The 21,425-nt window shown below is 66.5% G+C and carries 15 protein-coding genes and 1 pseudogene; 7 read left to right on the forward strand and 9 right to left on the reverse strand.

Going from position 1 to position 21,425, the window contains the following annotated elements:
• Positions 1 to 312 precede the first annotated feature (312 nt).
• Positions 313 to 2,883 carry a bifunctional diguanylate cyclase/phosphodiesterase gene (locus PVZ77_RS06960; protein ID WP_273806066.1) on the forward strand — a complete coding sequence of 857 codons (2,571 nt, stop codon included), beginning with the start codon at positions 313 to 315 and terminating at the stop codon, positions 2,881 to 2,883.
• On the opposite strand, the gene PVZ77_RS06965 is transcribed toward PVZ77_RS06960, so the two are convergent.
• Positions 2,880 to 3,587, reverse strand: coding sequence for a LysE family translocator (locus tag PVZ77_RS06965; RefSeq protein WP_443218036.1), 708 nt, complete (start codon positions 3,585 to 3,587; stop codon positions 2,880 to 2,882). The two genes, PVZ77_RS06960 and PVZ77_RS06965, sit on opposite strands and share 4 nt — an antisense overlap.
• A gap of 96 nt (positions 3,588 to 3,683) precedes the next feature.
• Positions 3,684 to 5,135, reverse strand: coding sequence for an efflux transporter outer membrane subunit (locus PVZ77_RS06970; RefSeq protein WP_273806068.1), 1,452 nt, complete (start codon positions 5,133 to 5,135; stop codon positions 3,684 to 3,686).
• Between the two features lie 98 nt (positions 5,136 to 5,233).
• Here PVZ77_RS06970 and PVZ77_RS06975 point away from each other — a divergent pair, with 98 nt between their 5' ends.
• The 5 genes from PVZ77_RS06975 to PVZ77_RS06995 all read left to right on the forward strand — a co-directional run bounded on the left by PVZ77_RS06975 (position 5,234) and on the right by PVZ77_RS06995 (position 12,450).
• On the forward strand, positions 5,234 to 5,851 hold the full coding sequence (locus PVZ77_RS06975) for a TetR/AcrR family transcriptional regulator (protein ID WP_273806069.1): 618 nt from the start codon (positions 5,234 to 5,236) through the stop codon (positions 5,849 to 5,851).
• Positions 5,852 to 5,927: 76 nt separating this feature from the next.
• On the forward strand, positions 5,928 to 7,043 hold the full coding sequence (locus PVZ77_RS06980; RefSeq protein WP_273806070.1) for an efflux RND transporter periplasmic adaptor subunit: 1,116 nt from the start codon (positions 5,928 to 5,930) through the stop codon (positions 7,041 to 7,043).
• A complete protein-coding gene (locus PVZ77_RS06985) occupies positions 7,040 to 10,138 on the forward strand; it encodes an efflux RND transporter permease subunit (RefSeq protein WP_273806071.1) in 3,099 nt (1,032 codons plus the stop codon). Before PVZ77_RS06980 ends, PVZ77_RS06985 begins: the two co-directional genes overlap by 4 nt.
• Positions 10,139 to 10,203: 65 nt before the next feature.
• Entirely contained in the window at positions 10,204 to 11,496 is a 1,293-nt protein-coding gene (gene fabF / locus PVZ77_RS06990; protein ID WP_273806072.1) for a beta-ketoacyl-ACP synthase II, read from the forward strand.
• Positions 11,497 to 11,835: 339 nt separating this feature from the next.
• Positions 11,836 to 12,450: a TetR family transcriptional regulator gene (locus PVZ77_RS06995; RefSeq protein WP_273806073.1), complete on the forward strand. Its 615-nt coding sequence runs from the start codon at positions 11,836 to 11,838 to the stop codon at positions 12,448 to 12,450.
• A gap of 193 nt (positions 12,451 to 12,643) precedes the next feature.
• Here the strand turns inward: PVZ77_RS06995 and PVZ77_RS07000 are convergent, their stop codons facing one another.
• From PVZ77_RS07000 to PVZ77_RS07010, 3 genes and pseudogenes are all read right to left on the reverse strand, one after another.
• On the reverse strand, positions 12,644 to 13,570 hold the full coding sequence (locus PVZ77_RS07000; protein WP_273806074.1) for a sugar ABC transporter substrate-binding protein: 927 nt from the start codon (positions 13,568 to 13,570) through the stop codon (positions 12,644 to 12,646).
• Between the two features lie 46 nt (positions 13,571 to 13,616).
• A pseudogene (locus PVZ77_RS07005) lies at positions 13,617 to 14,405 on the reverse strand (TIM barrel protein).
• Positions 14,406 to 14,410: 5 nt separating this feature from the next.
• A complete protein-coding gene (locus PVZ77_RS07010) occupies positions 14,411 to 15,427 on the reverse strand; it encodes a Gfo/Idh/MocA family oxidoreductase (protein WP_273806075.1) in 1,017 nt (338 codons plus the stop codon).
• A gap of 181 nt (positions 15,428 to 15,608) precedes the next feature.
• On the opposite strand from PVZ77_RS07010, the gene PVZ77_RS07015 reads away from it, so the two are divergent.
• Positions 15,609 to 17,594 (forward strand): sigma-54-dependent Fis family transcriptional regulator, encoded by a 1,986-nt coding sequence (locus PVZ77_RS07015; RefSeq protein WP_273806076.1) that lies wholly within the window; start codon positions 15,609 to 15,611, stop codon positions 17,592 to 17,594.
• 81 nt (positions 17,595 to 17,675) lie between these two features.
• On the opposite strand, the gene PVZ77_RS07020 is transcribed toward PVZ77_RS07015, so the two are convergent.
• The 4 genes from PVZ77_RS07020 to cydB all read right to left on the reverse strand — a co-directional run bounded on the left by PVZ77_RS07020 (position 17,676) and on the right by cydB (position 21,416).
• Entirely contained in the window at positions 17,676 to 19,637 is a 1,962-nt protein-coding gene (locus tag PVZ77_RS07020; RefSeq protein ID WP_273806077.1) for a methyl-accepting chemotaxis protein, read from the reverse strand.
• A 214-nt stretch (positions 19,638 to 19,851) separates the two neighbouring features.
• Positions 19,852 to 20,148 (reverse strand): cyd operon YbgE family protein, encoded by a 297-nt coding sequence (locus tag PVZ77_RS07025; protein WP_273806325.1) that lies wholly within the window; start codon positions 20,146 to 20,148, stop codon positions 19,852 to 19,854.
• Positions 20,135 to 20,251 carry a cytochrome bd-I oxidase subunit CydX gene (cydX, locus tag PVZ77_RS07030; protein ID WP_007158843.1) on the reverse strand — a complete coding sequence of 39 codons (117 nt, stop codon included), beginning with the start codon at positions 20,249 to 20,251 and terminating at the stop codon, positions 20,135 to 20,137. Before cydX ends, PVZ77_RS07025 begins: the two co-directional genes overlap by 14 nt.
• Positions 20,252 to 20,276: 25 nt before the next feature.
• A complete protein-coding gene (gene cydB, locus PVZ77_RS07035; protein ID WP_273806078.1) occupies positions 20,277 to 21,416 on the reverse strand; it encodes a cytochrome d ubiquinol oxidase subunit II in 1,140 nt (379 codons plus the stop codon).
• Between the last annotated feature and the right edge of the window lie 9 nt (positions 21,417 to 21,425).

Here is a 21,425-nt window from a genome sequence, read left to right on the forward strand (position 1 = left end):
GCCGCTCTCCACCTGGTCTCGAATGTCTCGATGGTGGGTAAAGCTGACCGATAGGTCAACAATTGCCCGGTCGAGTGGAGCGCCCCTGTCGTTTTTGGGCAAGCGCCCTGGCCAAGGCTGCGCCGTCCTGGCGCGCCCAGCACGGTGTTGCACACCCATGGTGCAAAACAAGCGCTCTAGGCTGCGTTTCTGCGGAATATTTATGCCGGCGCTTCAAGGCCGTCACAGCAGTGCCGATATAAAAGGCAGACGATTGCGGCCTGGCCGCCTGCCGTCAGCACCCTCGTACAACCGTTGCAACAGGTCGCTACCGTGCCTACCCAACTCAACCGCGTCGCCCTTCAGGCCTCCCTGGGTTTCTTCGCCCTGGTCACCCTCATTTTCACCCTGGCCGGGTGGATGCTGTTCGACCTGTGCGCGCGCATCGACGAGCAGCAACGCCATCACAGCGAAGCGGATGCCCAGCGGGCGCTGGAGACGCGGCTGGACAAACTGGGCCGGGTGCTGACGGATTATTCCTTCTGGCTGGAGGCCTATGCGCGGACCAGCAAGAAGGTCGACGTCAACTGGGCCTACGAAGAAGACAACGTCGGGCCATCCCTCTATAGCGGCTATGGCGTGAATGGCGCCTTCATCCTGGCGCCCACTGGGGTCACGCGCTACGCCGTGGTCGGCGGCGGTCGCAGCAAGCTGCAACTGGATACATGGCTGGGCGACGACCAGGCGCGGTTGCTGGCACAGGCACGGGAGCGCTCGCTCAAGGATGGCTATGCCCAGGGCTATTTCCTGATCGAGGGCAAGCCGGCCAGCGTGCTGGCCGCGGTCATCCGCCCGGACGCCACCTACCAGGACTTCAAGCGGCTGTCCTACATGGTCTTCGTCGACATCCTCACGCCGGACAAGCTCGCCCAGCTCGGCCAGACCTTCGAATTGCCCGGGCTGACCGCGGAGCCAGGGGAACTGCCCGCCCTGGCGGAGCGGCCGACCCTGGTGGTGAAGTCCGATCCGGGCATCGTCGTGACCTTCCACTGGCTGGTGCATGGCATGGGGCAGCGCCTGCTGGCTCAGTTCCTGCCGTTGCTGGCGACGATGTGTGGTCTGGCGCTGCTGCTGGTCTGGTACCTGCGCCGCCGGATCGGCCTGGCGGCACGGCAGACGGATGTGGCCGAAGATGCCCTGAGGCACAGCGAGCAGCGCTTCCGCACCGTTTCCGAGGCCTCGTCCGACTGGATCTGGGAGAGCGACGCCGAGCAGCGGCTGGTCTATCTCTCGGAGCGCTTCGTGGCGGTGACCGGCTTCGGTCGCGAGGACTGGCTGGGCCGCCCGCTGCACGAACTGCTCGGCTATCCGCCGAGCCAGGTGGAAGAAGTGGCGAGGACACCCCTGGCGACCGGCCGCACCCGGCGCCCCCTGCGCTGCGAGATGCGTGACGCCCAGGCCAAGCTCAGGTACTGCCAGCTGACGGCGCAACCCATCATCAACGGTGGTCTGCTGGCGGGCTTTCGCGGCACGGTGTGCGACGTGACCGAGGAGATCGAGGCCAAGGCGCGCATCGAACACATCAGCCAGCACGATGCCCTGACCGGACTGGCCAACCGTCATCAACTGCACCGCTACCTGGCGCAGCGCTTCGCCGAGGGCGTCAACGCCAGTCAGCCGCTGCATCTGCTGGCCCTCGACCTGGACCGCTTCAAGCCGGTCAACGACTCCCTCGGCCATGGCGCCGGCGACCAGGTGCTCTGCCAGGTCGCCCGGGAGTTGCGCGCCAGCGTGCGCGAAGGCGATCTGGTCGCGCGCATCGGTGGCGATGAATTCGTCATCGCGGTGAATGGCTGCCTGAGCGCCGAGCAGGTGAGCGTGCTGTGCAACCGAATGCTGGAGGGCATCGGCCGGCCCATGCGCATCGACGAGCACGACATCAACATCGGTGCGAGCATCGGCATCGCCCGGGCGCCCCAGGATGGCCATGGCGCCGAGGATCTACTGCGCTATGCCGACATCGCCCTGTACGAGGCCAAGGCGGCGGGACGCAACACCCTGAGGTTCTATGAACCCACCATGAACCAGCGCATCCTCGAGCGGCGCCAGCTGGAGACCGAGTTGCGCCTTGGGTTGCAGCGCCTGGAATTCGAGCTGGATTTCCAGCCGCGCTTCGCCGCCAATGGCCAGCGATTGCTGGGCGCCGAGGCGCTGGTGCGCTGGAATCATCCCGCTCGCGGTCGACTGGCACCCGCCGAATTCATCGGGGTGGCGGAGGAAACCGGGCTGATCCTGGGGCTGAGCGACTGGGTGCTGCAGGAAGCCTGCAGTCAGGCGCTGGAGTGGGCGCCAGAGTTGATCGTGTCCATCAACCTGTCACCGCTGGAGTTCCAGCGCGATGATCTGGTGGCACGCATCCGCAAGGTGCTCGACCGCACCGGCATCGACCCGGCGCGGGTCGAGCTGGAACTCACCGAGAACGTCCTGCTGGACGATGCCGCGGGCGCCCTGGAGTTGATGAAGAAGCTCAAGGCCCTGGGCGTGCGGCTGTCCATGGACGACTTCGGCACCGGCTATTCCTCGCTGAGCTATCTGCGCACCTATCCCTTCGACTGCCTGAAGATCGATCGCAGCTTCGTCTCCAACATCGAGGTGAGCGAGAGCAATGCCGCCATCGTCGAGGCCATCGTCAGCATGGGGCGGGCACTGTCGTTGACGGTGGTGGCCGAGGGCATCGAGACCGCCGGCCAGCTGGCGCGCATCGCCGACCTCAAATGCGACCAGGCCCAGGGCTTCCACCTGCAGCGGCCGCTGTCCCCGGCGCGTTTTGCGGCCTTGCGGCAGGAGCAGTCACGGCCACGGGAAGCGTCGAACGACGCCAGCCGGACCCTGGTCGCGCACTAGGCGCTGGGAACGCCCAGGGCCGCTCCCAGCAACAGCGCGGCGAACACCAGAAAGAATGCGCCAGAGGCCCGCTGCAGCCGGGCGAGGGTGGTACCCGAGGTCAGGCGGGCGCTCAGGACTGTCGCTGCCCCGGCGTAGCTGCAATGGATGATGAAGCTCATCAGGCAGAAGGTCGCCACCAGCAGCATCAGCTGCGGCAACACCGGGCGATCCGCCTGGATGAAGGGCGGAAACAGCGCCAGGAAGAAGAGGATCAGCTTGGGGTTGGTCAGGGACACCAGCAGGCCCTGCAGGAGGTGTCTGGCACCGCTGACCGAAGGCCGCGTGGCGGCAGGCTGCCGGCCCTGGGACGCAGGACTGCGCAGACGCCGCAGTCCCAGCCAGCCCAGATAGAGCGCGCCGACCAGTTGCAATCCCTGCAGGGCCCGCGGCGAGCTGCTCACCAGGGCGCCGAGCGCGGTGCTGGCCAGGACGGCCACCAGCAGTATGCCCAGCACCACCCCGAGGATGCCCGGCAGGGCGCCGCGCAGCCGCAGCTGCAGCGCATTGGTGGTCGTGAGCAGTACGCCCGGGCCGGGGCTGGCGATGGTGAGGCCGCACAGCAGGAGGTAGAGGGCGAAGGGTTGCATTGGGCGTGTCTCAACCTGCTGGCATGGGACGACTGGAAGGGTCGTCTTCCTGGGAGGCTGGCCGGTGCCGGCCATGGGTACCCAGTATGGCCAGCCGCCTTGCCGAGGTCGCGATGCAGAATCCAGGCTTTTGGACCGGACAGCCGCTCGGGCCGGCCCGGTCGTCTTCTCCTATCGCAGGCTCAAGGCGGCGGGGGAAGCGGGTTGCCAGCCTCCACCTAGCGCCTTGAAAGTCCCTACTGCCGCCTGTGCTGCTGCCGTTTGCGCCTGGGCACGTGCATCGGCAGTGCGTAGCAGGCGCTCATCGGCCTGCAGAACGTCGACCAGGGGTACCACGCCCTTCTGGTAGGCAAGGGCGGAGGCCTGTCGGGCTTTTCTGAGAGAGGCTTCGCCCGCCGTCAGCAGAGTGACCTGCTCTTCGCGCTTCAGCTGGCTGGTGAGGGCATCTTCGACGTCTTCGGTGGCGCGCAACGCCGCCAGCCGATAGGCCGCCAGCAATTCCGCACCCTGGCCCTTGGCCGCCTGGATCTGCGCATCGATCCGTCCGAAGTCGAACAGCCGCCAGCGTACGCCCAGGGTACCCAGCGCCTGATTGGCGTCGTGGCTGAAGAGGTTGCCACTGGAAATCGTGGTGGCGCTGCCGAGCAGGGCGCTCAGGGAGATCCTGGGATAGTACTCGGCCATCGCTGCGCCGATCCGGGCATTGGCGGCAGCGAGACGGCGCTCGGCCGCGATCAGGTCCGGACGCCGCCGGAGCAGGTCGGCAGGCGTGCCTGCCGTATCGAGTCGGGGGCCGCTGGGGATGGACGCGGCGCCAGCCAGTTGGGCACGCCAGGTACCAGGTGGTGTCGCCAGCATCACGTCCAGCGCATTCATCGCCCGCTCCAGCGAGAACTCCAGACCGGGTATCGAAGCCTGAACCTCGGCCAATCCCCCTTCGGCCTGGCGTAGCTCCCGGTCGGTCGCCAGGTCCTTGCTGTTCAATAGCCTGACCATCGACAGCAACCCCTGCTGGGTGTCGACCTGACGCCGAGCGATCGCCAGGCGGGTCTGCAGACCGCGGATGCCGACATAGAGATCAGCGGTCTGGGCAGCCACGGCCAGCCGCACGGCGCGGGCGCCGGCCAGGGTGGCCTGGTAGTCGGCCCGGGCGGCCTCGCGATCTCGGCGCAGGCCGCCGAACACGTCCAGCTCCCAGCTTGCGTCGAGATTGACTTCATAAGAGGAGCCGCTCCTGTCATAGCCGGGCGATGAAGCCAGCACCCGTCCAAGCGGTGTCTCCCGAGACTGGTAGGCACGACCGGCTTGGCCATCAAGGTCGCCTACTGGCAACAGCGCGGCGTTGGCCGCCGTAACGCCGGCGCGAGCCTGGGTAATGCGTGCGTTGGCTTGAGCCAGGTCGAGATTTTGCGCAAGGGCCTGGTTTACCAGGCGGCTCAGGAGCGGATCGTTGAAGCGGTCCCACCAGCCAGCCAGCGCCTGATCGGCCAGGGGCGCTGGCACCGGCTCCCGCTGGAAGCTTGCCGGGAGCGCAACTTCAGGGGCGCGGTAGTCAGGCCCCACGGTACAGCCGCTCGCCAGAGTGGCGCTGGTGAGCAGAATAATCTGGAGTCTGGAACGCATGGGCTTTTATCCTGAGCAACGCCTGAACGGTTTTAGTGACTAATTTGTATATTGGTCACCTTCCGTTTCATTTTGCAACTGCCGGAACGCCTCTCTCCATGACTACCGAATCCGTTTCACCTGGCCAGGCCCGCGGACCGGCCGAGCACGACGTGCGCCACCAGATCATGGTGGCGGCGAAAGAACACTTCAGCCTTTATGGCTACGAGAAAACCACGGTGTCCGAACTCGCCAGGAGCATCGGATTTTCCAAGGCCTACATCTATAAATTCTTCGATTCGAAGCAGGCGATCGGCGAGGCCATCTGTGCGGATTGCCTGAGCCGAATCGAGGCAGAGGCCAGGGCCGCGGTTACTTCGACCAACCAGCCGCACGAGAAGCTCAGAAGGCTGTTCCAGAGCCTGGCGACGGCAACCTTGCAGCTGTTTTCCGACGATCGGAAGCTGTACGAAATCGCGATCTCGGCGGCGTCGGGTCGCTGGCCGGCCACGATCGGCTACGAAGCGCGGGTGCAGGCGCTGCTCAAGGAGATCCTGGTGCAGGGGCGCTGGGAAGGACAGTTCGAGCGCAAGACGCCGATCGACGACGTGACGATGGCGACCTATCTCGTGCTTCGACCCTATCTGAATCCGCTGATGCTGCAGCACAGCTTCGAGCATTTCGACGTCGCTCCCACCCAGGTGGCTAACCTGGTGCTGCGCAGCCTCGCGCCTTAAATTGCTTTGTGACTATTGACTAAAATGGTCACTGGTATCACATTGCGCGCTCTGCTGGCATCCTCTCGGAGCTTCCATGTTCGCGCACCGTCTGCTTTCCGCCGCTGTGGGGGCTACAGTCCTCTCGCTGTCCCTTGGCGGGTGCAACGCCCCTTCCCAGGGCGATCCCCGTACGCAGGCGCCTTTGGTGCGCGTTGCGATGGCGGAGCCCGCCGAGAGCGCCGGTCGTACCTTTACCGGTATCGTCGCCGCGCGGATCCAGAGCGATCTGGGTTTTCGCGTGACAGGCAAGGTCGCCGAACGGCTGGTGGACATCGGTGAATTCGTCAAGCGCGGGCAGCCGCTGCTGAAGCTTGATCCCATCGATCTGCAGCTGGCCCTGCAGGCACAGCGCGAAGCCGTGGCCGCGGCCCAGGCGCGGGCTCGCCAGGCGGCAGACGATGAGTCCCGCTATCGAGACCTGCGAGGTACAGGGGCAATCTCGGTCTCCGGCTACGATCAGATCAAGGCGGCTGCGGATACGGCGAGGGCCCAGCTCAAGGCTGCCGAAGCCCAGGCGGAGGTAGCCCTCAACGCCAGCCGTTATGCCGTCCTGGTGGCCGATGCGGAGGGCACCGTGGTCGATACGCTGGCCGAGCCCGGGCAGGTCGTAGCCGCTGGACAGATCGTCATGCGCCTGGCTCGCGCGGGCGCCCGAGAGGTCGTCGTCCAGCTACCGGAGACCTTGCGTCCGGCACTTGGCTCCCTGGCCCAAGCCAGCCGTTTGGGCGGTGCGCAACAGCCGGGACCGGCTCGGCTGCGGCAGTTGTCGGATAGCACCGACCGCGAGACGCGTACCTTCGAGGCGCGCTATGTGCTCGAAGGGGCGCTGGCCAATGCGCCCCTGGGCACAACGGTGAGACTGCGCATTCCGGAAGAGTCCGTGCCGCGGGCGAATGCCTTGAAGGTGCCCTTGGGCGCTCTGTACGACGAGGGCAGGGGCGCAGGGGTCTGGCGTATCCAGGGCTCGCCCGAGCAGGTCGCCTGGGTACCCGTGCAGGTTCGCCAGCTGGCGGATGACACCGCCCTGGTGGACGGCCCCCTCCTGCCGGGTGACAGGGTCGTGGCCCTCGGCGCTCATCTGCTTCACGAAGGCCAGACGATCCGCTTGGCTGCAGATGCCAACAATGCGCTGGAAGGAAAGCAGCCGTGAGCGACAGCCGATTCAATCTGTCGGCGCTGGCCGTCCGCGAGCGCTCGATCACCCTGTTTCTGATCCTGCTGATCTCGGTCGGTGGGGTGCTGGCCTTCTTCAAGTTGGGGCGGGCTGAAGACCCGGCTTTCACGGTCAAGGTCATGACCATCATCACGGCCTGGCCGGGGGCCACGGCGCAGGAGATGCAGGATCAGGTCGCCGAGAAGCTGGAAAAGCGCCTGCAGGAATTGCGCTGGTACGACCGCTCGGAAACCTATACCCGTCCGGGGCTGGCCTTCACCACCTTGACGCTGCTCGACCGAACGCCGCCGGCCGAGGTCCCGGAGGAGTTCTACCAGGCGCGCAAGAAGATCAGTGACGAAGCCAAGACCTTGCCCGCCGGGGTGATCGGGCCAATGGTCAACGATGAATACGCCGATGTCACCTTCGCGCTCTTCGCGCTCAAGGCCCGGGGCGAGCCGCAGCGGCTGCTGGCGCGCGAGGCGGAAACGCTGCGCCAGCGCCTGCTGCATGTGCCGGGGGTCAAGAAGATCAATATCCTGGGTGAGCAGACCGAACGCATCCATGTGGAGTTTTCCCATGATCGCTTGGCGACCCTGGGGGTCGCACCGCAGGACATCTTTGCCGCGCTCAATGCCCAGAATGTCCTGACTCCCGCGGGCTCCATCGAAACCCGCGGCCCCGAGGTCTTTGTTCGCCTGGATGGTGCCTTCGAACGGCTCGATGCCATTCGCGACACCCCGGTGATCGTCAGAGGGCGCACCTTCAAGCTGGCGGACATCGCGACGGTGACGCGTGGCTATGAAGACCCGGCCACCTTCGTCATCCGCAGCGGTGGCGAGCCGGCCCTCCTGCTGGGCATCGTCATGCGCGACGGCTGGAATGGCCTGGATCTCGGCAAGTCCCTTGAAAGCGAAGTTGGCGCCATGAGCGCTGAGATGCCCTTGGGCATGAGCCTGACCAAGGTGACCGACCAGGCGGTCAACATCGCCTCGTCGGTCGACGAATTCATGATCAAGTTCTTTGTCGCCCTGCTGGTGGTGATGGTGGTGTGCTTCGTCAGCATGGGCTGGCGGGTGGGCATCGTCGTGGCGGCCGCGGTCCCCCTGACGCTGGCGGCGGTGTTTCTCGTCATGGCAGCCACCGGCAAGAATTTCGATCGCATTACCCTGGGCTCGCTGATCCTGGCCCTGGGGCTGCTGGTGGACGATGCCATCATCGCCATCGAGATGATGGTGGTGAAGATGGAGGAGGGCTATAGCCGGGTCAAGGCGTCGGCCTATGCCTGGAGCCATACCGCCGCCCCCATGCTGGCCGGCACTCTAGTGACCGCCGTGGGCTTCATGCCCAATGGCTTTGCTCAGTCCGCTGCAGGTGAATACACCAGCAACATGTTCTGGATCGTCGGCATCGCGCTGATCACCTCCTGGCTCGTGGCGGTGGTCTTCACACCCTACCTGGGCGTCAAGCTGCTGCCGGAGACCAGGACGGTCGAGGGTGGCCATGGTGCGCTCTACGATACGCCGCGCTACCACCGCTTCCGCCGCGTTCTCGGCCAGGTGATTGCGCGCAAGTGGCTGGTCGCGCTGCTGGTGATCGGCCTGCTCGTGGCCGCCATCCTGGGCATGGCTGTCGTCAAGAAGCAGTTCTTCCCCATCTCCGATCGCCCCGAGGTGATGGTGGAGGTGCAGATGCCCTATGGCACCTCGATCACCGAGACCGAGCGGGCGACCGCCAAGGTCGAGGCCTGGCTCGCCCAGCAGGACGACGCCCGGATCGTGACGTCTTACATCGGACAGGGCGCACCCCGCTTCTTTCTCGCCATGAGCCCGGAACTGCCGGATCCGTCCTTCGCCAAGATCATCATCCGCACCGACAATCCCGAGGCCCGCGAAGCTCTCAAGCTGCGGCTGCGTGACGCCATTGCCGCCGGACTCGCGCCGGAGGCACAGCTGCGGGTCACCCAACTGGTGTTCGGGCCCTATTCGCCATTCCCGGTCGCCTTTCGCGTGAGCGGTCCCGACCCGCAGGTGCTGCGGCGGGTGGCGGGGGAGGTGGAGCAGGTGATGCGCGCCAGTCCGCTGATGCGCACCGTCAACAGCGATTGGGGCACGCGTACGCCGGTCCTGCGCTTCAAGTTGCAGCAGGATCGCCTGCAGGCGCTAGGCCTGAGCTCGAGCTCCGTGGCGCAGCAGCTGCAATTCCTGCTCAGCGGCGTGCCGGTTACGGCGGTGCGCGAAGACATTCGTACCGTCCAGGTGGTTGCGCGCGCGGCGGGCGACGTTCGCCTCGATCCTGCGCGGTTGCGCGATCTGACGCTGGTTGGCGCCCAGGGCCAACGCATTCCGCTGTCGCAGATCGGCGACCTGGAGGTGCAGATGGAAGAGCCCCTCATGCGGCGGCGCGATCGGGTGCCGACGATCACGGTGCGCGGCGATATCGCCGAAGAGCTGCAACCGCCAGACGTTTCCACTGCCGTGCTCAAGCAGCTGCAGCCGATCATCGAGCGCTTGCCGGCGGGCTATCGGATCGTGCAGGCGGGCGCCATCGAAGAGTCGGGCAAGGCGATGGCGGCGATGCTGCCGATCTTCCCGCTGATGATCGCGTTGACGCTGCTCATCATCATCCTGCAGGTACGTTCCATGGCAGCGATGATCATGGTCTTCATGACCAGCCCGCTGGGGCTGATCGGGGTCGTCCCTACGCTGATCCTCTTCCAGCAACCCTTCGGTATCAACGCCCTGGTCGGGCTGATCGCGCTGTCGGGCATCCTGATGCGCAACACCCTGATCCTGATAGGGCAGATCCACCAGAACGAGCAGGACGGCCTGCCACCCTTCCAGGCGGTAGTCGAGGCGACCGTGCAGCGCGCAAGACCGGTGATCCTCACGGCGCTGGCGGCGGTGCTGGCCTTCATTCCGCTTACCCATTCGGTGTTCTGGGGCACCCTGGCCTACACCCTCATCGGCGGCACCCTCGCCGGTACGGTGCTTACCCTGGTGTTCCTGCCGGCCATGTATGCGATCTGGTTCCGCATCAGGCCACCCGCCCGCGGTGATTCCCTGTCCTCCGACCTGGCAATTGCGCCGTGATCGGACGCGAACAAGACACGAGGCCGCCCGCAGGCGCCTCGTCCATCGAGAAAAGAGGTAAGGCAATGCAAGTCAACGACAGAACACGCATCGTGGTGACCGGCCTGGGAACGGTCAGTCCGCTGGGCTGTGGCACCGACGCCGTCTGGGCGCGGCTGCTGGCGGGGCGCTCGGGCCTCAGCCTGCTGCCGGCCGAAGTCAGCGACGGGGTGGGCAGTCTCATCGCCGGTCAGGTCCCGAGCCGCGCCGACGATCCGGAGGCGGGCTACGACCCCCTGGTGGCCATCGCCGCCAAGGACCTGAAGAAGATGGATCGTTTCATCGAGTTCGCTCTGGTGGCGGCCAAGGAAGCGCTCGATCAGGCCGGCTGGCAGCCGACCAGCGAGGCGCAACGGGAGCGAACGGCGACCATCATCGCCTCTGGCGTCGGCGTCGGCGGCTTCGGCGCCATCGCCGAGGCGGTGCGGACCACCGACGCCCGCGGTCCGCGAAGACTCTCGCCATTCACCGCGCCCTCGTTCCTGGCCAACATGGCGGCGGGCAACGTCTCCATCCAGCACGGCTTCCGCGGTCCGCTGGGCGCGCCGATCACCGCCTGCGCCGCCGGTGTCCAGGCCATCGGCGACGCCGCCCGGCTGATCCGCAGCGGCGAAGCCGATATCGCCCTCTGCGGCGGGGCCGAGGCGGCCATCAACCGCGTGAGCCTGGGTAGCTTCGCTGTCGCCCGGGCCCTGTCCACGGGATTCAACGAGCGTCCGCAGGAGGCCTCGCGCCCCTTCGACCGGGATCGCGACGGCTTCGTCATGGCCGAAGGCGCGGGGCTGCTGGTGATCGAGACCCTGGAGCATGCCCTGGCACGAGGCGCTACGCCGCTGGCCGAACTGGTGGGCTACGGTACCAGCGCCGATGCCTACCATCTCACCGCCGGCCCGGAAGACGGTAGCGGTGCCCGTCGCGCCATGGAGCAGGCGCTGCGCCAGGCCGGGATCGACGCGACCAAGGTCCAGCACATCAACGCACACGCTACCTCCACGCAGGTGGGCGACAAGGGCGAGCTGGCGGCCATCCGCGCGGTCTTTGGCGACGCGTCCCCAGTGGCCATCACCTCGACCAAGTCGAGCACTGGGCATCTGTTGGGTGCCGCGGGCGGTATCGAGGCCATCTTCACCGTGCTTGCGCTGCGCGACCAGATCGTGCCGCCGACCTTGAACCTGCAGCACCCCGATTCGGCTGCCGAAGGCCTGAATCTCGTCGCCCTGCAGGCTCGACCGCTGGCGATCGACTACGCCCTGTCCAATGGCTTCGGTTTCGGTGGGGTGAACGCCAGTGTGCTGTTCAGGCGTTGGCTGGGGGCCTGATAGTTGCTGAACATACAGGCCCGCGTGTCCCGGCAGCCCATGCTCGCGGCGGTGCACATGATTTTTGGACTCGCATAGCGGTAGGAGCGGCGTTCCCTGCGTCGTTTCAGATAACAATTGAGTCCACCAGGAAGAGAAGGCGCTCTTCCTGTTTTTCTTCAGGCGCTGTCCAGAACCCCTGCCTGGGCTGATGGCACCTGAGTAGTTCCCAGGTCAGACGAGCACGCATCGTCCGGGAATACCGGAAGACAGTCCATGGAAGCATACATGCAAGAATGTTTGTAAAAGGCCGGCTAGACGTTAAGCTGGCGAAACAGAGGCCATTGAAACGAGAGACCCATGCGCGGTACGAAGGAAGACGCTGAGCAAACCCGGCAGACCATTCTGGATGCAGCCGAGGCGCTGTTTCTCACCAATGGTGTCTCACGCACCAGCCTCGAAATGATCGCCAGAGAGTGCGGGCTCACTCGAGGAGCGGTGTATTGGCACTTCAGGGACAAGGGGCAGCTGGTCCATGAGATGCTCAATCGCATCCGCATTCCGCTTGACGAAGTCACCCAACAGCTGAGTGCGGATGGGGAAGGCGATTGCCTGATGAGGCTGTACGAACTGTGCGTCGAGTGCATGGAGAAATTCGTTCAGCCGGGACGGGAGCGTCGAGTCATGACCATCCTGATGCACCGTTGCGAATTCACGCTGGAACTGCAGGAAGTCGAACAGCGGGAAAATGCCTTGACCCGCGAATTCGTAGCGCTCGTCGAACGCCTTTTCGACGGCCAAGAGCAGCGTCTGCGGGCCGCGGTGACGCCGAGAAGTGCCAGCCTACAGCTGCATAGCCTGTTTTGCGGCACGCTGGCTGGCATCCTTCGTGACCAGGACATCTTCTCGCCGCTCATGGATGTACGGCTGATCTTCACCCTCTACTTCAGGTCGCTGGTAAAGGACTGGCCCTGACGGTGGGCGAGCGGCTCGCCGGAGGCGCAAGGGACCGGCAATGAAGCCTTGCTGCCGCCGGACGCGGGGCTGAGCTGCCCCGGGACTCGGTTTTCAGCCTTCCAGGGGCGTTCGCGCAGGGTGATCGCTCTTTTCCGACAGCGCCCCGTACCCTTTCGGGACGCCAGCGTTCAGGCTGGCGCGCGCCCAGTCGCTATTTGAAACGAGCGGTGTAATCCGCCAGGTTACCGGGCGTGATCAGCTCGTACGGCACCCAGACATCCGCCTGGACCGATTCCTTTCGGATCATCCTGAGCGCGGATTGCACCGCCTGCACGGCCTGGCCGCGGGGGTCCTGGAACACCGAGGCGGCCAGCAGTCCGCGCTTGATGGCCGCCTGACCGTCGGGCAGACCATCCACCCCCACCACCGGAACCTGACCCTTGCCCATTCCGGCCTGTTGCAGCGCCATGGCGGCGCCGATGGCCATCTCGTCGTTGTTGGCGACGATGGCGTCGAAATGGGTCCCGGCGGTCAGCCAGTTGCTGGTCAGGTCCATGCCCTTGCTGCGGTCCCAATCCGCGTTCTGCTGGGCGATCACCTTGATGTCGGGGTAAGCCCTGAGCGCTTCCTTGAGACCCTCGGAGCGACCGCGGGTGGCGTTCTGGGTCAGCTCGCCCATGATCAGGACGACGCTGCCCTTGCCGTTCAGCTGCTTGGCGATGAACTGCCCCTGCAACTGCCCGGCCTGCTGGTCGTCCGAGGCCACGGCGACCACGCCGGCGGGCAGCTTGGGATCGTCCGGACGCCGGTTGACGTACACCAGTGGGACCTTGGCCGTGGTCGCGGCGCGGGTAATGTTGACGGTGGCGGCGGTGTCCACCGGCAGCACGATCACGGCATCCACGTTCTGCGCCAGGAAGCTCTGCACCTGGTTCAGCTGGCGAACGACGTCGCCCTGGGCATCCTCAAATTGCAGGCTGATCTTTTCCGCCTTGCCCGCCTCCTCCAAATTGCGGCGGACATAGGTCATGAAGTTGTCGTCGACCTTGGCGATACTGACCCCGATACGGTAGTCGGCGAGGGCCAGGGGTGTCAGGGCGAGGGCGAAGGCGGCGCACAGCAGGTTGCGAAGCAGCATGTTCAGTTCCTCTTGTTGTTATGCGAGCGAAAACATCTATCGGGGATTACAGGGTGAAGGCCGTTCTGAAGCGCTCCAGCGCACGCTCGGTATCACCTTCGGCAGCCCAGCCTTCGAGGCCGACCACACCGCGATAGCCGAGCCTGGCGAGGGCCCGGGCAATGGCCGGGTAGTGGATCTCGCCGGTCCCCGGCTCAAAGCGCCCCGGGACATCGGCTACCTGGATTTCCCCGATAGCCGACCCGGCCCGACGGATCAGCTCGATCAGGTTCCCTTCGCCGATCTGGGCATGGTAGAGGTCCAGGTTGAGCCGCAGGTAGGGACTGGCGACCGCCTCGATCAGGGCCAGGGTGTCTTCGGCGCGGGCGAAGGGCACGCCGGGATGGTCCACGGCGGTATTGAGGTTCTCCAGCAGGAAGACCCGGCCAGCGGACTCGCCCAGGCGGGCGATCTCGGCGAGGGTGTCACGCGCCGCCAGCCAGTGATGGCCGCCCACCTCGACCAGTGGCCTGACCGGCAAGCCGCGCGGGTCCAGGCCGGTGCCATGCAGATTGAGCGAGGGGCACGCCAGGCGCTCGGCCACGGCCAGGGATTCCCGGGCACTGGCGAGCAGGGCGGCACGGCCTTCGGCGCTCACCAGATCGCCTGAGACATAGCCGGTCATGGAGGTGAAGCGCGCGCCGGTGGCGGCCAGGGCGTCGATGTCGTGACGCGTTCAGTCCCAGATCTCCACGGCGAAGCCCAGGGCGTGCAGGCGGCGGACCCGCTCGACGAAGGGCAGGTCGAGAAAGACCATTTCGGCGCTGACGGCCAGGATGAAGGGCGATGAGGTCATGGGCTTCACTCCGCGACGGCGACCGGCTGGCCGGTCTGCACCGATTCGATGGCTGCCAGGGCGATCGCCAGCGCCGCCCGGGCATCGTTGCCGCCCACCGGAACCGGGGTGCCCTCGCGCACGGCATCGACGAAGGCGCGCAGCTCGGCCAGGTAGGCGTCGCGCAGCAACTCGGCGTCGGAGCGCTGGGTGGTCTGGCTGATGCCTTCGGCGCCGTAGCAGACCAGCTCGCTGGTCCGGGCGTCCCCGGCGGTCAGCATCCCCGCGCTGCCGAACACCTCGCCGCGCACGTCGTAGCCATACACCGCCTGGAAATTCGCTTCGGCGGTGGCGATGGCGCCGTTGTCGTAGCGGAGGGTCACCACGGCGGTGTCCAGCAAGCCGCGGTCACGGAAATCGGGGCGCACCAGGGCGTCGGCCACCGCGTAGACCTGCACGGCGCGGGCGCCCGGATTGAAGAAGTTGAGGGTGTCGAAGTCGTGGATCAGGGTTTCCAGGAAGATGGTCCAGGGTTTTACCGCCGCCGGATCGTGCAGCGCCGGATCGCGAGTGAGCGAGCGCAGCAGCTGAGGCGTGCCGATGCGTCCCTGGCTGATCAGCTCGTGGGCGGTCCGGAAACTGGTTGCAAAACGCCGATTAAAACCCACCTGCAGGGCGACCCCTGCTTCAGCGCAAGCGGCGATGGCCCGGTCGGCCTCTTCCAGGGTCACGGCCATGGGCTTTTCGCAGAACACCGGCTTGCCGGCCTGGGCGGCGGCCACCACCAGCTCGGCGTGACTGCGGGCCGGGGCGACGATGACCACGGCTTCCACGGCAGGATTGTCGATCAGCGCCTGGGGATCGGTATGGATATGCGCGACGTCCAGCGTCTCGCCGAGTCGCGCCGCGGCGCCGGGCGCCGGATCGGCCAGGGCGACCAGGCGAGCGCCATGCAGGTGCCGGGCGAGGGCGGTGGCATGGAAGGTACCCATGCGGCCGGTACCGATGAGGCCGAGGGACAGGGGGGGCTTCGTCTGGGGCATGAGGCATCCTCTTGTGATTGTTGTAGGCACCGGCGGTGAAGCCAGGAGGACAGGAGCAACCGCCATGCCAGCGCTGGAAGACCCCCATTCCTGCGGCTTTCCGGGCTTGCCAGGGCCTCGGTATGTCTATAAAAAAGACATGTCTAGCTGGACATGTCCAATCGTTGGACAAGGAGGGGGGATGGAGGAGCAACGCGCCTCGGACGAACTGGCTCAGGAACTGCTGTTCGTCACCGAGTTGCAGCGGGCGACGGTAGCCGAGCGCGTCCAGGGTGAGCTGAATGCCGCCTGGAGGGCGTGCCTGGCAGGCGCGGACGAACTGCCCGGGGTACGGCCGGTCATCCGAGCTTCCTGGCTGCGCAGTCGCGCCACGGGCATCGACGCGGGAGAATTCCACTACGAGTTCATCGATCCGCCGGACCTGGCTCGGCGCCTGGAACGTCTGCGGGAGCTTTTGGACATCGCCGCGCCGATCATGGCCGACCTGCTGAGCTACAACCCGGATGGACACCTCAATCTCGCCGATGCCGACGGCGTGACGCTCGCCGCCTGCGGGGTCGACCTCACGCCACTGGGCAGTCGCCTGCTGGAGGAGGTGCAGGGCACCAACTGCACGGGGCTGGCTCTGCGCGAGCGGCGACTGGTATTCGTCCTGGCCGGCGAGAACTTCAAGCGCGAGCTCCGGGAGCGGCGGATGCATTGCGCCTCCGCCCCGGTGCGTGATCCCCAGGGGCGACTGCTGGGCGCCCTGACGCTCACCGCGGCGGTGGGCAATTTTCACTGCCATACCCTGGGCACGGTGCAGGCAGCGGCGGAGGCCATTTCCCGCCAGCTAGCGCTCAAAGCGCTACTGGACGAACAGCAGCGGGTGCTGGAGGTGCTCAACGAAGGGGTCATCCTGCTCGACGAGGACCGCCGTATCCGCAGCCTGAACGGCTATGCCCGCCGTTTGTTGCAGCTCGACGATCCGCAGCGCGGTCGGCCGTTCGCCAGTTTGATCGCCCAGGAGACCGATCTCGACCTGTGGCTGGATCGCCGTTGGGAGCGTCAGGATCGTGACCTCACCCTGTTGCTGCCAGACGGCAGCGGCTTGCCGTGCCTGGCCTCCGCCGCGCCCATCGCCCAGGGGGGCTGGGTGCTGTCGCTACGGGAGAATCGCCGTATCCGCGAGATCACCCGCCAGCTGCTGGGTACTCGGGCGCGCTACAGTTTTACCGATATCCAGGGCCGTTCGCCGGCGCTGCAGAGCAGCTTGCGGGTCGCGCAGGCAGCCAGCCGCAGCGAGGCGACAGTGCTGGTGCTGGGGGAGAGCGGCGTGGGCAAGGAGCTGTTCGCCCAGGCGATCCACAACGCCAGCGTCCGCCGCCATGGCCCCTTTGTCGCAGTGAACTGTGGAGCCATCCCGCGTGATCTGGTGCAGAGCGAGTTGTTCGGACACGTCGAGGGTGCCTTCACCGGCGCTGCGCGCGGCGGCGCGGCCGGCAAGTTCGAACTGGCAGACGGTGGCACCCTGTTTCTCGACGAGATCGGCGACATGCCTCTCGAAGCCCAGATCAGCCTGCTACGGGTGCTGCAGGAGGGCGAGGTGACGCGGGTCGGCGCCAAGAAGGCCCAGGCGATCGACGTTCGGGTGATCGCCGCCACTCACCGTGATCTCGCCCAGGCGGTGGCGAGCGGGAGCTTCCGCGAGGATCTCTTCTATCGCCTCAATATGCTTTCCCTGCAGGTACCGCCGTTGCGTGAGCGCCGCGACGACATTCCCCTGCTGGTGGCGACGCTGCTCAAGGCCCTGAGCCGTCAGCTGGAGCGCCCGCCGCTGGCCATCGCGGACGAGGCGCTGACGCTGCTGATGACCCATGGCTGGCCTGGCAACGTACGAGAGCTGGAAAACGTCATCGAACGGGCGGTCAATCTGGCCCAGGGAACGCTCATCCAGCCGCTGGACCTGCCTCCTTCGCTGGTCACCAGTGCGCTAGCCACGGATACCGCAGGCGATCGGCTCACGCCACTTGAAGTGGGTCAGCGGGAGCTGATCCGTGCGACCCTGGCACAGACCCGTGGCAACCTTCGGCAAACCGCCGCCCAGCTCGGTATCTCCCGTGCCGGGCTCTACGTAAAGCTGCGCCGCTACGCCTTGAATCCGGCGGATTTCAGGGTGGGACGCTGAAGCCCAGCCGCGTCCGATCACCGCGTGCCAGGCCACGGCGGGCCCGTTTCGGCCTGCCGGTTGCCAGCACGCGTGGCAGCCTCAGGCCACCCGGAAGCGGCCGACCAGCGCCTGCTGCTGTTCGGCGAGCCGAGCCAGTTCGCGACTGGTGACGGCGGTCTGCTCGGCACCGGCGCTGACCTGGATCACCAGGTCGTTGATGTCGTTGACGTTGCGGCTGATCTCTTCGGCGACCTGGCTCTGCTGCTCGGCGGCCGAGGCGACCTGGATGTTGCGGTCGTTGATCAGGGTCACGCCCTCGGCGATCTCGCCCAGCAAATCGCCGGCGCGGACCACGCTGCTGGCACCGGTCTGCACCTGGCTGAGGGTCTCCTGCATGGCCTGGGTGGCGCGGTCGGAGCCGCTCTGCAGATGGCTGATCATCTGCTGGATGCTGCCGGTGGATTGCTGGGTCTTCTGCGCCAGGGAGCGCACCTCGTCGGCCACCACGGCGAAGCCACGGCCGGCTTCACCGGCGCGGGCGGCTTCGATGGCGGCGTTGAGGGCCAGCAGATTGGTCTGCTCGGCGATGCCGCGGATCACGTCCAGCACCGAGGAGATGGCGTCGCTCTCGTGCTTGAGTTCGGCGATGATCTCCGAGGTCCGCTCGGCCTGCACCGAGAGGCCCTGCACCAGGCCGATGGTAGCCTGGAGTTCGCGGCGGCCCTGGCTGGTGTTGCCCTCGACCTGACGCGAGCCTTCGGCGGCTTCGGTGGTGCTGCGGGCGACGTCCTTGACCGTCGCGCTCATCTCGGCGATGGCGGTGGCGACCTGGTCGGTGCCCAGGCGCTGCTGGGCGACGTTCTGGCTGGTCTGGATGGCGACGGCCGAGGCCTCTTCGGCGGCGGTGGCAACCTGCACGGTGGCCGCGCCGATCTCCTGGATCACCTGGCCAAGTTCCTGACTCATCAGGTTGAGGTTGCTGGTGATGGTGCCGAATTCATCGCGGCCCCGATAGCCACAGCGCGCGGTGAGATCACGGGTGGCGAGGCGGGTAAGGGTCGCGTTGACCTGCTCCACCGCCTGCTTGATGTTGCGAATGATCACCCAGGCCAGGGCCGAGACGGCCACCAGCACCAGCAGCACCAGGCCGAGGGTAATCCAGAGGTCGCGACTGGCCTTGGCGCGGGCCTGCTCGGCCTGGGCGCCGACGCTGGCGCCGAGGTCCGCCTCGACCTTGCCCATCAGATCGATGCGCTGGGTGGCCAGGTTGAACCATTCCTCCGGCTTGACGCCCAGGGCATCGCCTAGGGGGACGGTAAAGGCCAGCTGTTGCAGGCGGCTGACTTCCTGGGCGCTGGGCTGCTTGAAGGTGTCGTCGAGCTGGCGGATGAAATCGGGCGTGGTCTTGCGCTCGAAGGCGTCGGCGTAGGCGGAGAATTCGCCCAGGTTGCGGGCGAAGCGCGACAGCAGACCGGCGTCGAAGCGATTCTGGTTGAAGGCCAGGCCCAGCAGCACGCGCTCGCGGCCGGCGCGCTCCTTCATCTCGACGAACAGGTTGAGGGCGCCCAGGGCGCGCAGGATGGTCGGATCGTCGACACCGGCTTCCAGGGAATGGGTGTAGCCGATCAGCGTCTTGATCAGGTCGGTATAGGCCGCACCGGACTGGGTGCTGTTGAGCGCTAGGCCGTCGACCCTGGTGCGCAGATCGGCCAGCCCGTCCAGGGCACGCAGCAGGCTCTGGATAGCGGCATCGCTACCGCTGGCCAGGGCCTTGAGCTCGCCATGGGCCTGGTCGCTGTCCTGGCGGAAGGTCTTGAGCTTGTCCTGCATCGACTTGCCGCCGCTGCCCAGGAAGACGCCGCTGGCGCCCCGTTCACGCTGCAGGCTGGTGACCACGGCGCTGATGCGCTGCGCCGTGGCGCTGGCGGTCACGGTGTGCTCCATGTCCTTGAAGGTTTCGTAGCGGTCGGCGGTGTAGAGTCCGGAGATCACCAGGAATCCAGCCAGCGGCAGGAGCAGGATCAGCAGCAGCTTGGTACTTAAGGGGGCATTCCTGAGCATCGTGGCATTCTCTGAGGCGTTCAGCGGGTACGCCGGCGGCAAGGGGGGCTGGCGCGGGCAGGATCGATTCCGGTTATGTCGGCACCCGCAGATGAACCTTTATAGTCAGGCTATTAATTGGCGTGAGGGGAGCGGCACGCCGCACGCGGCCAGGCGGTACGCCGGGTGATGAAGGCAGCGCCCGGGAAGGCCGGGCGCTATCGTCAGACGCCAGTCAGCCCAGTTGCGCCTGGAAGAGCAGGGCATAGCCGAGCACCAGCAGCGGCCAGCCCAGCATGGGGCCGAACACTAGGCGCCAGAGCCACAGGCGCGGCACGAAGCCGACGCCATGAACCAGCCCGGCCGAGACGCCGAGCATGACCGCCATGAGCAGCGGATGGCTGTAGTGGCCGCTGGCGTCGAGCATCAGCCCCGGGTGGATCAGCAGCAGCAGTGCCAGGGGCGCCGCCAGCAGCAGGGACAGCGTCCGCCCGAGCGGATGGACGCGGGGCAGGGCCTCAGCATTCTGCATCGTCATGGACATCGAGCTCCCGGGTGCTTTCCAGCCAGAGGGCGTTGATGATGCCGAAGCTCGCGGCGAGCAGGACACCGAGGATCCAGGTGAAGTACCACATGAGAGAGTCTCCTTGAGATCAGTGTTCAGTAGAGGCCGTGCGGGTTGGCGTCGATGAAGCGGTCGTCGACCTTGCCCCACATGCGCACGTAGCTCCACAGGGTGTAGGCCAGGATGAGCGGCACGAAAATGGCCGCGGCGACGAACATGATGCCCAGCGTCTTGTGGCTGGAGACGGCGTCCCAGACCGTCAGGCTGGAGGCCGGGTCCAGGCTCGACGGCAGCACGAAGGGAAACAGCGCGCAGCCGGCGGTGGCGAGGGTGCCGACGATGGCCAGGGACGTGCCGGTAAAGGCCAGGCCGGCCTGGCGCCAGCTGCTGCCCAGCAGGGCCAGGACGCTGCCGAGCACGGCCACGACCGGGGCGATCAGGGTCAGCGGCCGGGTATGGTAGTTGGCCAGCCAGCCCGGATTGCCGGCGGTCACCACCTTGTGCAGCGGATTCAGGGCACTGCCCGGATCGCCCTGGCTGACCAGCACGTAGCCGTCGAAGCCATAGGCCAGCCAGACGCCGGCCAGACCGAAGGTGACGAGATGGAGCAGGGCGCACAGGCCAGTGGCGCGACGGGCGCGCTCGCCCAGCGCCTGGTGGGTGCGCAGCATCAGCCAACTGCCGCCATGGGCACAGAGCATGGCCAGGCTGACCAGGCCGCTGAGCAGGGCGAAGGGGTTGAGCAGGGCGAAGAAGCTGCCGCTATAGGTGGATCTCAGGGTGTCGTCGAGCTGGAAGGGCACACCCTGGAAGAGGTTGCCGAAGGCGACGCCGAACACCAGCGCCGGGACCAGGCTGCCGGTGAACAGGCCCCAGTCCCAGGCGCTGCGCCAGCGGGTGTTGTCCAGCTTGCTGCGGTAGTCGAAGCCCACCGGGCGCAGGAACAGCGCGAAGAGCACCAGCAGCAGCGCCCAGTAGAGGCCGGAGAAGGCCGTGGCATAGACCATCGGCCAGGCGGCGAAGAGGGCGCCACCGGCGGTGATGAACCAGACCTGGTTGCCGTCCCAGTGCGGCGCGATGCTGTTGATGGCGGCGCGGCGCTCCTTGTCGGTCTTGCCGATCAGGGGCATCAGGATCATGGCGCCCATGTCGAAACCGTCGGTGAGGGCGAAGCCGATCAGCAGCACGCCGATCAGCACCCACCAGATGAGCTTGAGGACTTCATAGTCGAACATGGCGGTCTC

Origin of the sequence: Pseudomonas sp. SHLD1 (assembly GCF_028640935.1) — a bacterium.
GTDB classification, from domain to species: Bacteria; Pseudomonadota; Gammaproteobacteria; order Pseudomonadales; family Pseudomonadaceae; genus Chryseomonas; species Chryseomonas aestiva.

What these genes read in the sequence shown, in the direction of transcription:
- PVZ77_RS07020 (WP_273806077.1), bottom strand. Translation starts at nt 19,637, where the DNA reads ATGCTCAGGAATGCCCCCTTAAGTACCAAGCTGCTGCTGATCCTGCTC.
- PVZ77_RS07015 (WP_273806076.1), top strand. Translation starts at nt 15,609, where the DNA reads ATGGAGGAGCAACGCGCCTCGGACGAACTGGCTCAGGAACTGCTGTTC.
- PVZ77_RS06965 (WP_443218036.1), bottom strand. Translation starts at nt 3,587, where the DNA reads ATGGCCGGCACCGGCCAGCCTCCCAGGAAGACGACCCTTCCAGTCGTC.
- cydX (WP_007158843.1), bottom strand. Translation starts at nt 20,251, where the DNA reads ATGTGGTACTTCACCTGGATCCTCGGTGTCCTGCTCGCCGCGAGCTTC.
- PVZ77_RS06995 (WP_273806073.1), top strand. Translation starts at nt 11,836, where the DNA reads ATGCGCGGTACGAAGGAAGACGCTGAGCAAACCCGGCAGACCATTCTG.
- PVZ77_RS07000 (WP_273806074.1), bottom strand. Translation starts at nt 13,570, where the DNA reads ATGCTGCTTCGCAACCTGCTGTGCGCCGCCTTCGCCCTCGCCCTGACA.
- PVZ77_RS06980 (WP_273806070.1), top strand. Translation starts at nt 5,928, where the DNA reads ATGTTCGCGCACCGTCTGCTTTCCGCCGCTGTGGGGGCTACAGTCCTC.
- PVZ77_RS07025 (WP_273806325.1), bottom strand. Translation starts at nt 20,148, where the DNA reads ATGCAGAATGCTGAGGCCCTGCCCCGCGTCCATCCGCTCGGGCGGACG.
- fabF (WP_273806072.1), top strand. Translation starts at nt 10,204, where the DNA reads ATGCAAGTCAACGACAGAACACGCATCGTGGTGACCGGCCTGGGAACG.
- PVZ77_RS07010 (WP_273806075.1), bottom strand. Translation starts at nt 15,427, where the DNA reads ATGCCCCAGACGAAGCCCCCCCTGTCCCTCGGCCTCATCGGTACCGGC.
- PVZ77_RS06970 (WP_273806068.1), bottom strand. Translation starts at nt 5,135, where the DNA reads ATGCGTTCCAGACTCCAGATTATTCTGCTCACCAGCGCCACTCTGGCG.
- cydB (WP_273806078.1), bottom strand. Translation starts at nt 21,416, where the DNA reads ATGTTCGACTATGAAGTCCTCAAGCTCATCTGGTGGGTGCTGATCGGC.
- PVZ77_RS06975 (WP_273806069.1), top strand. Translation starts at nt 5,234, where the DNA reads ATGACTACCGAATCCGTTTCACCTGGCCAGGCCCGCGGACCGGCCGAG.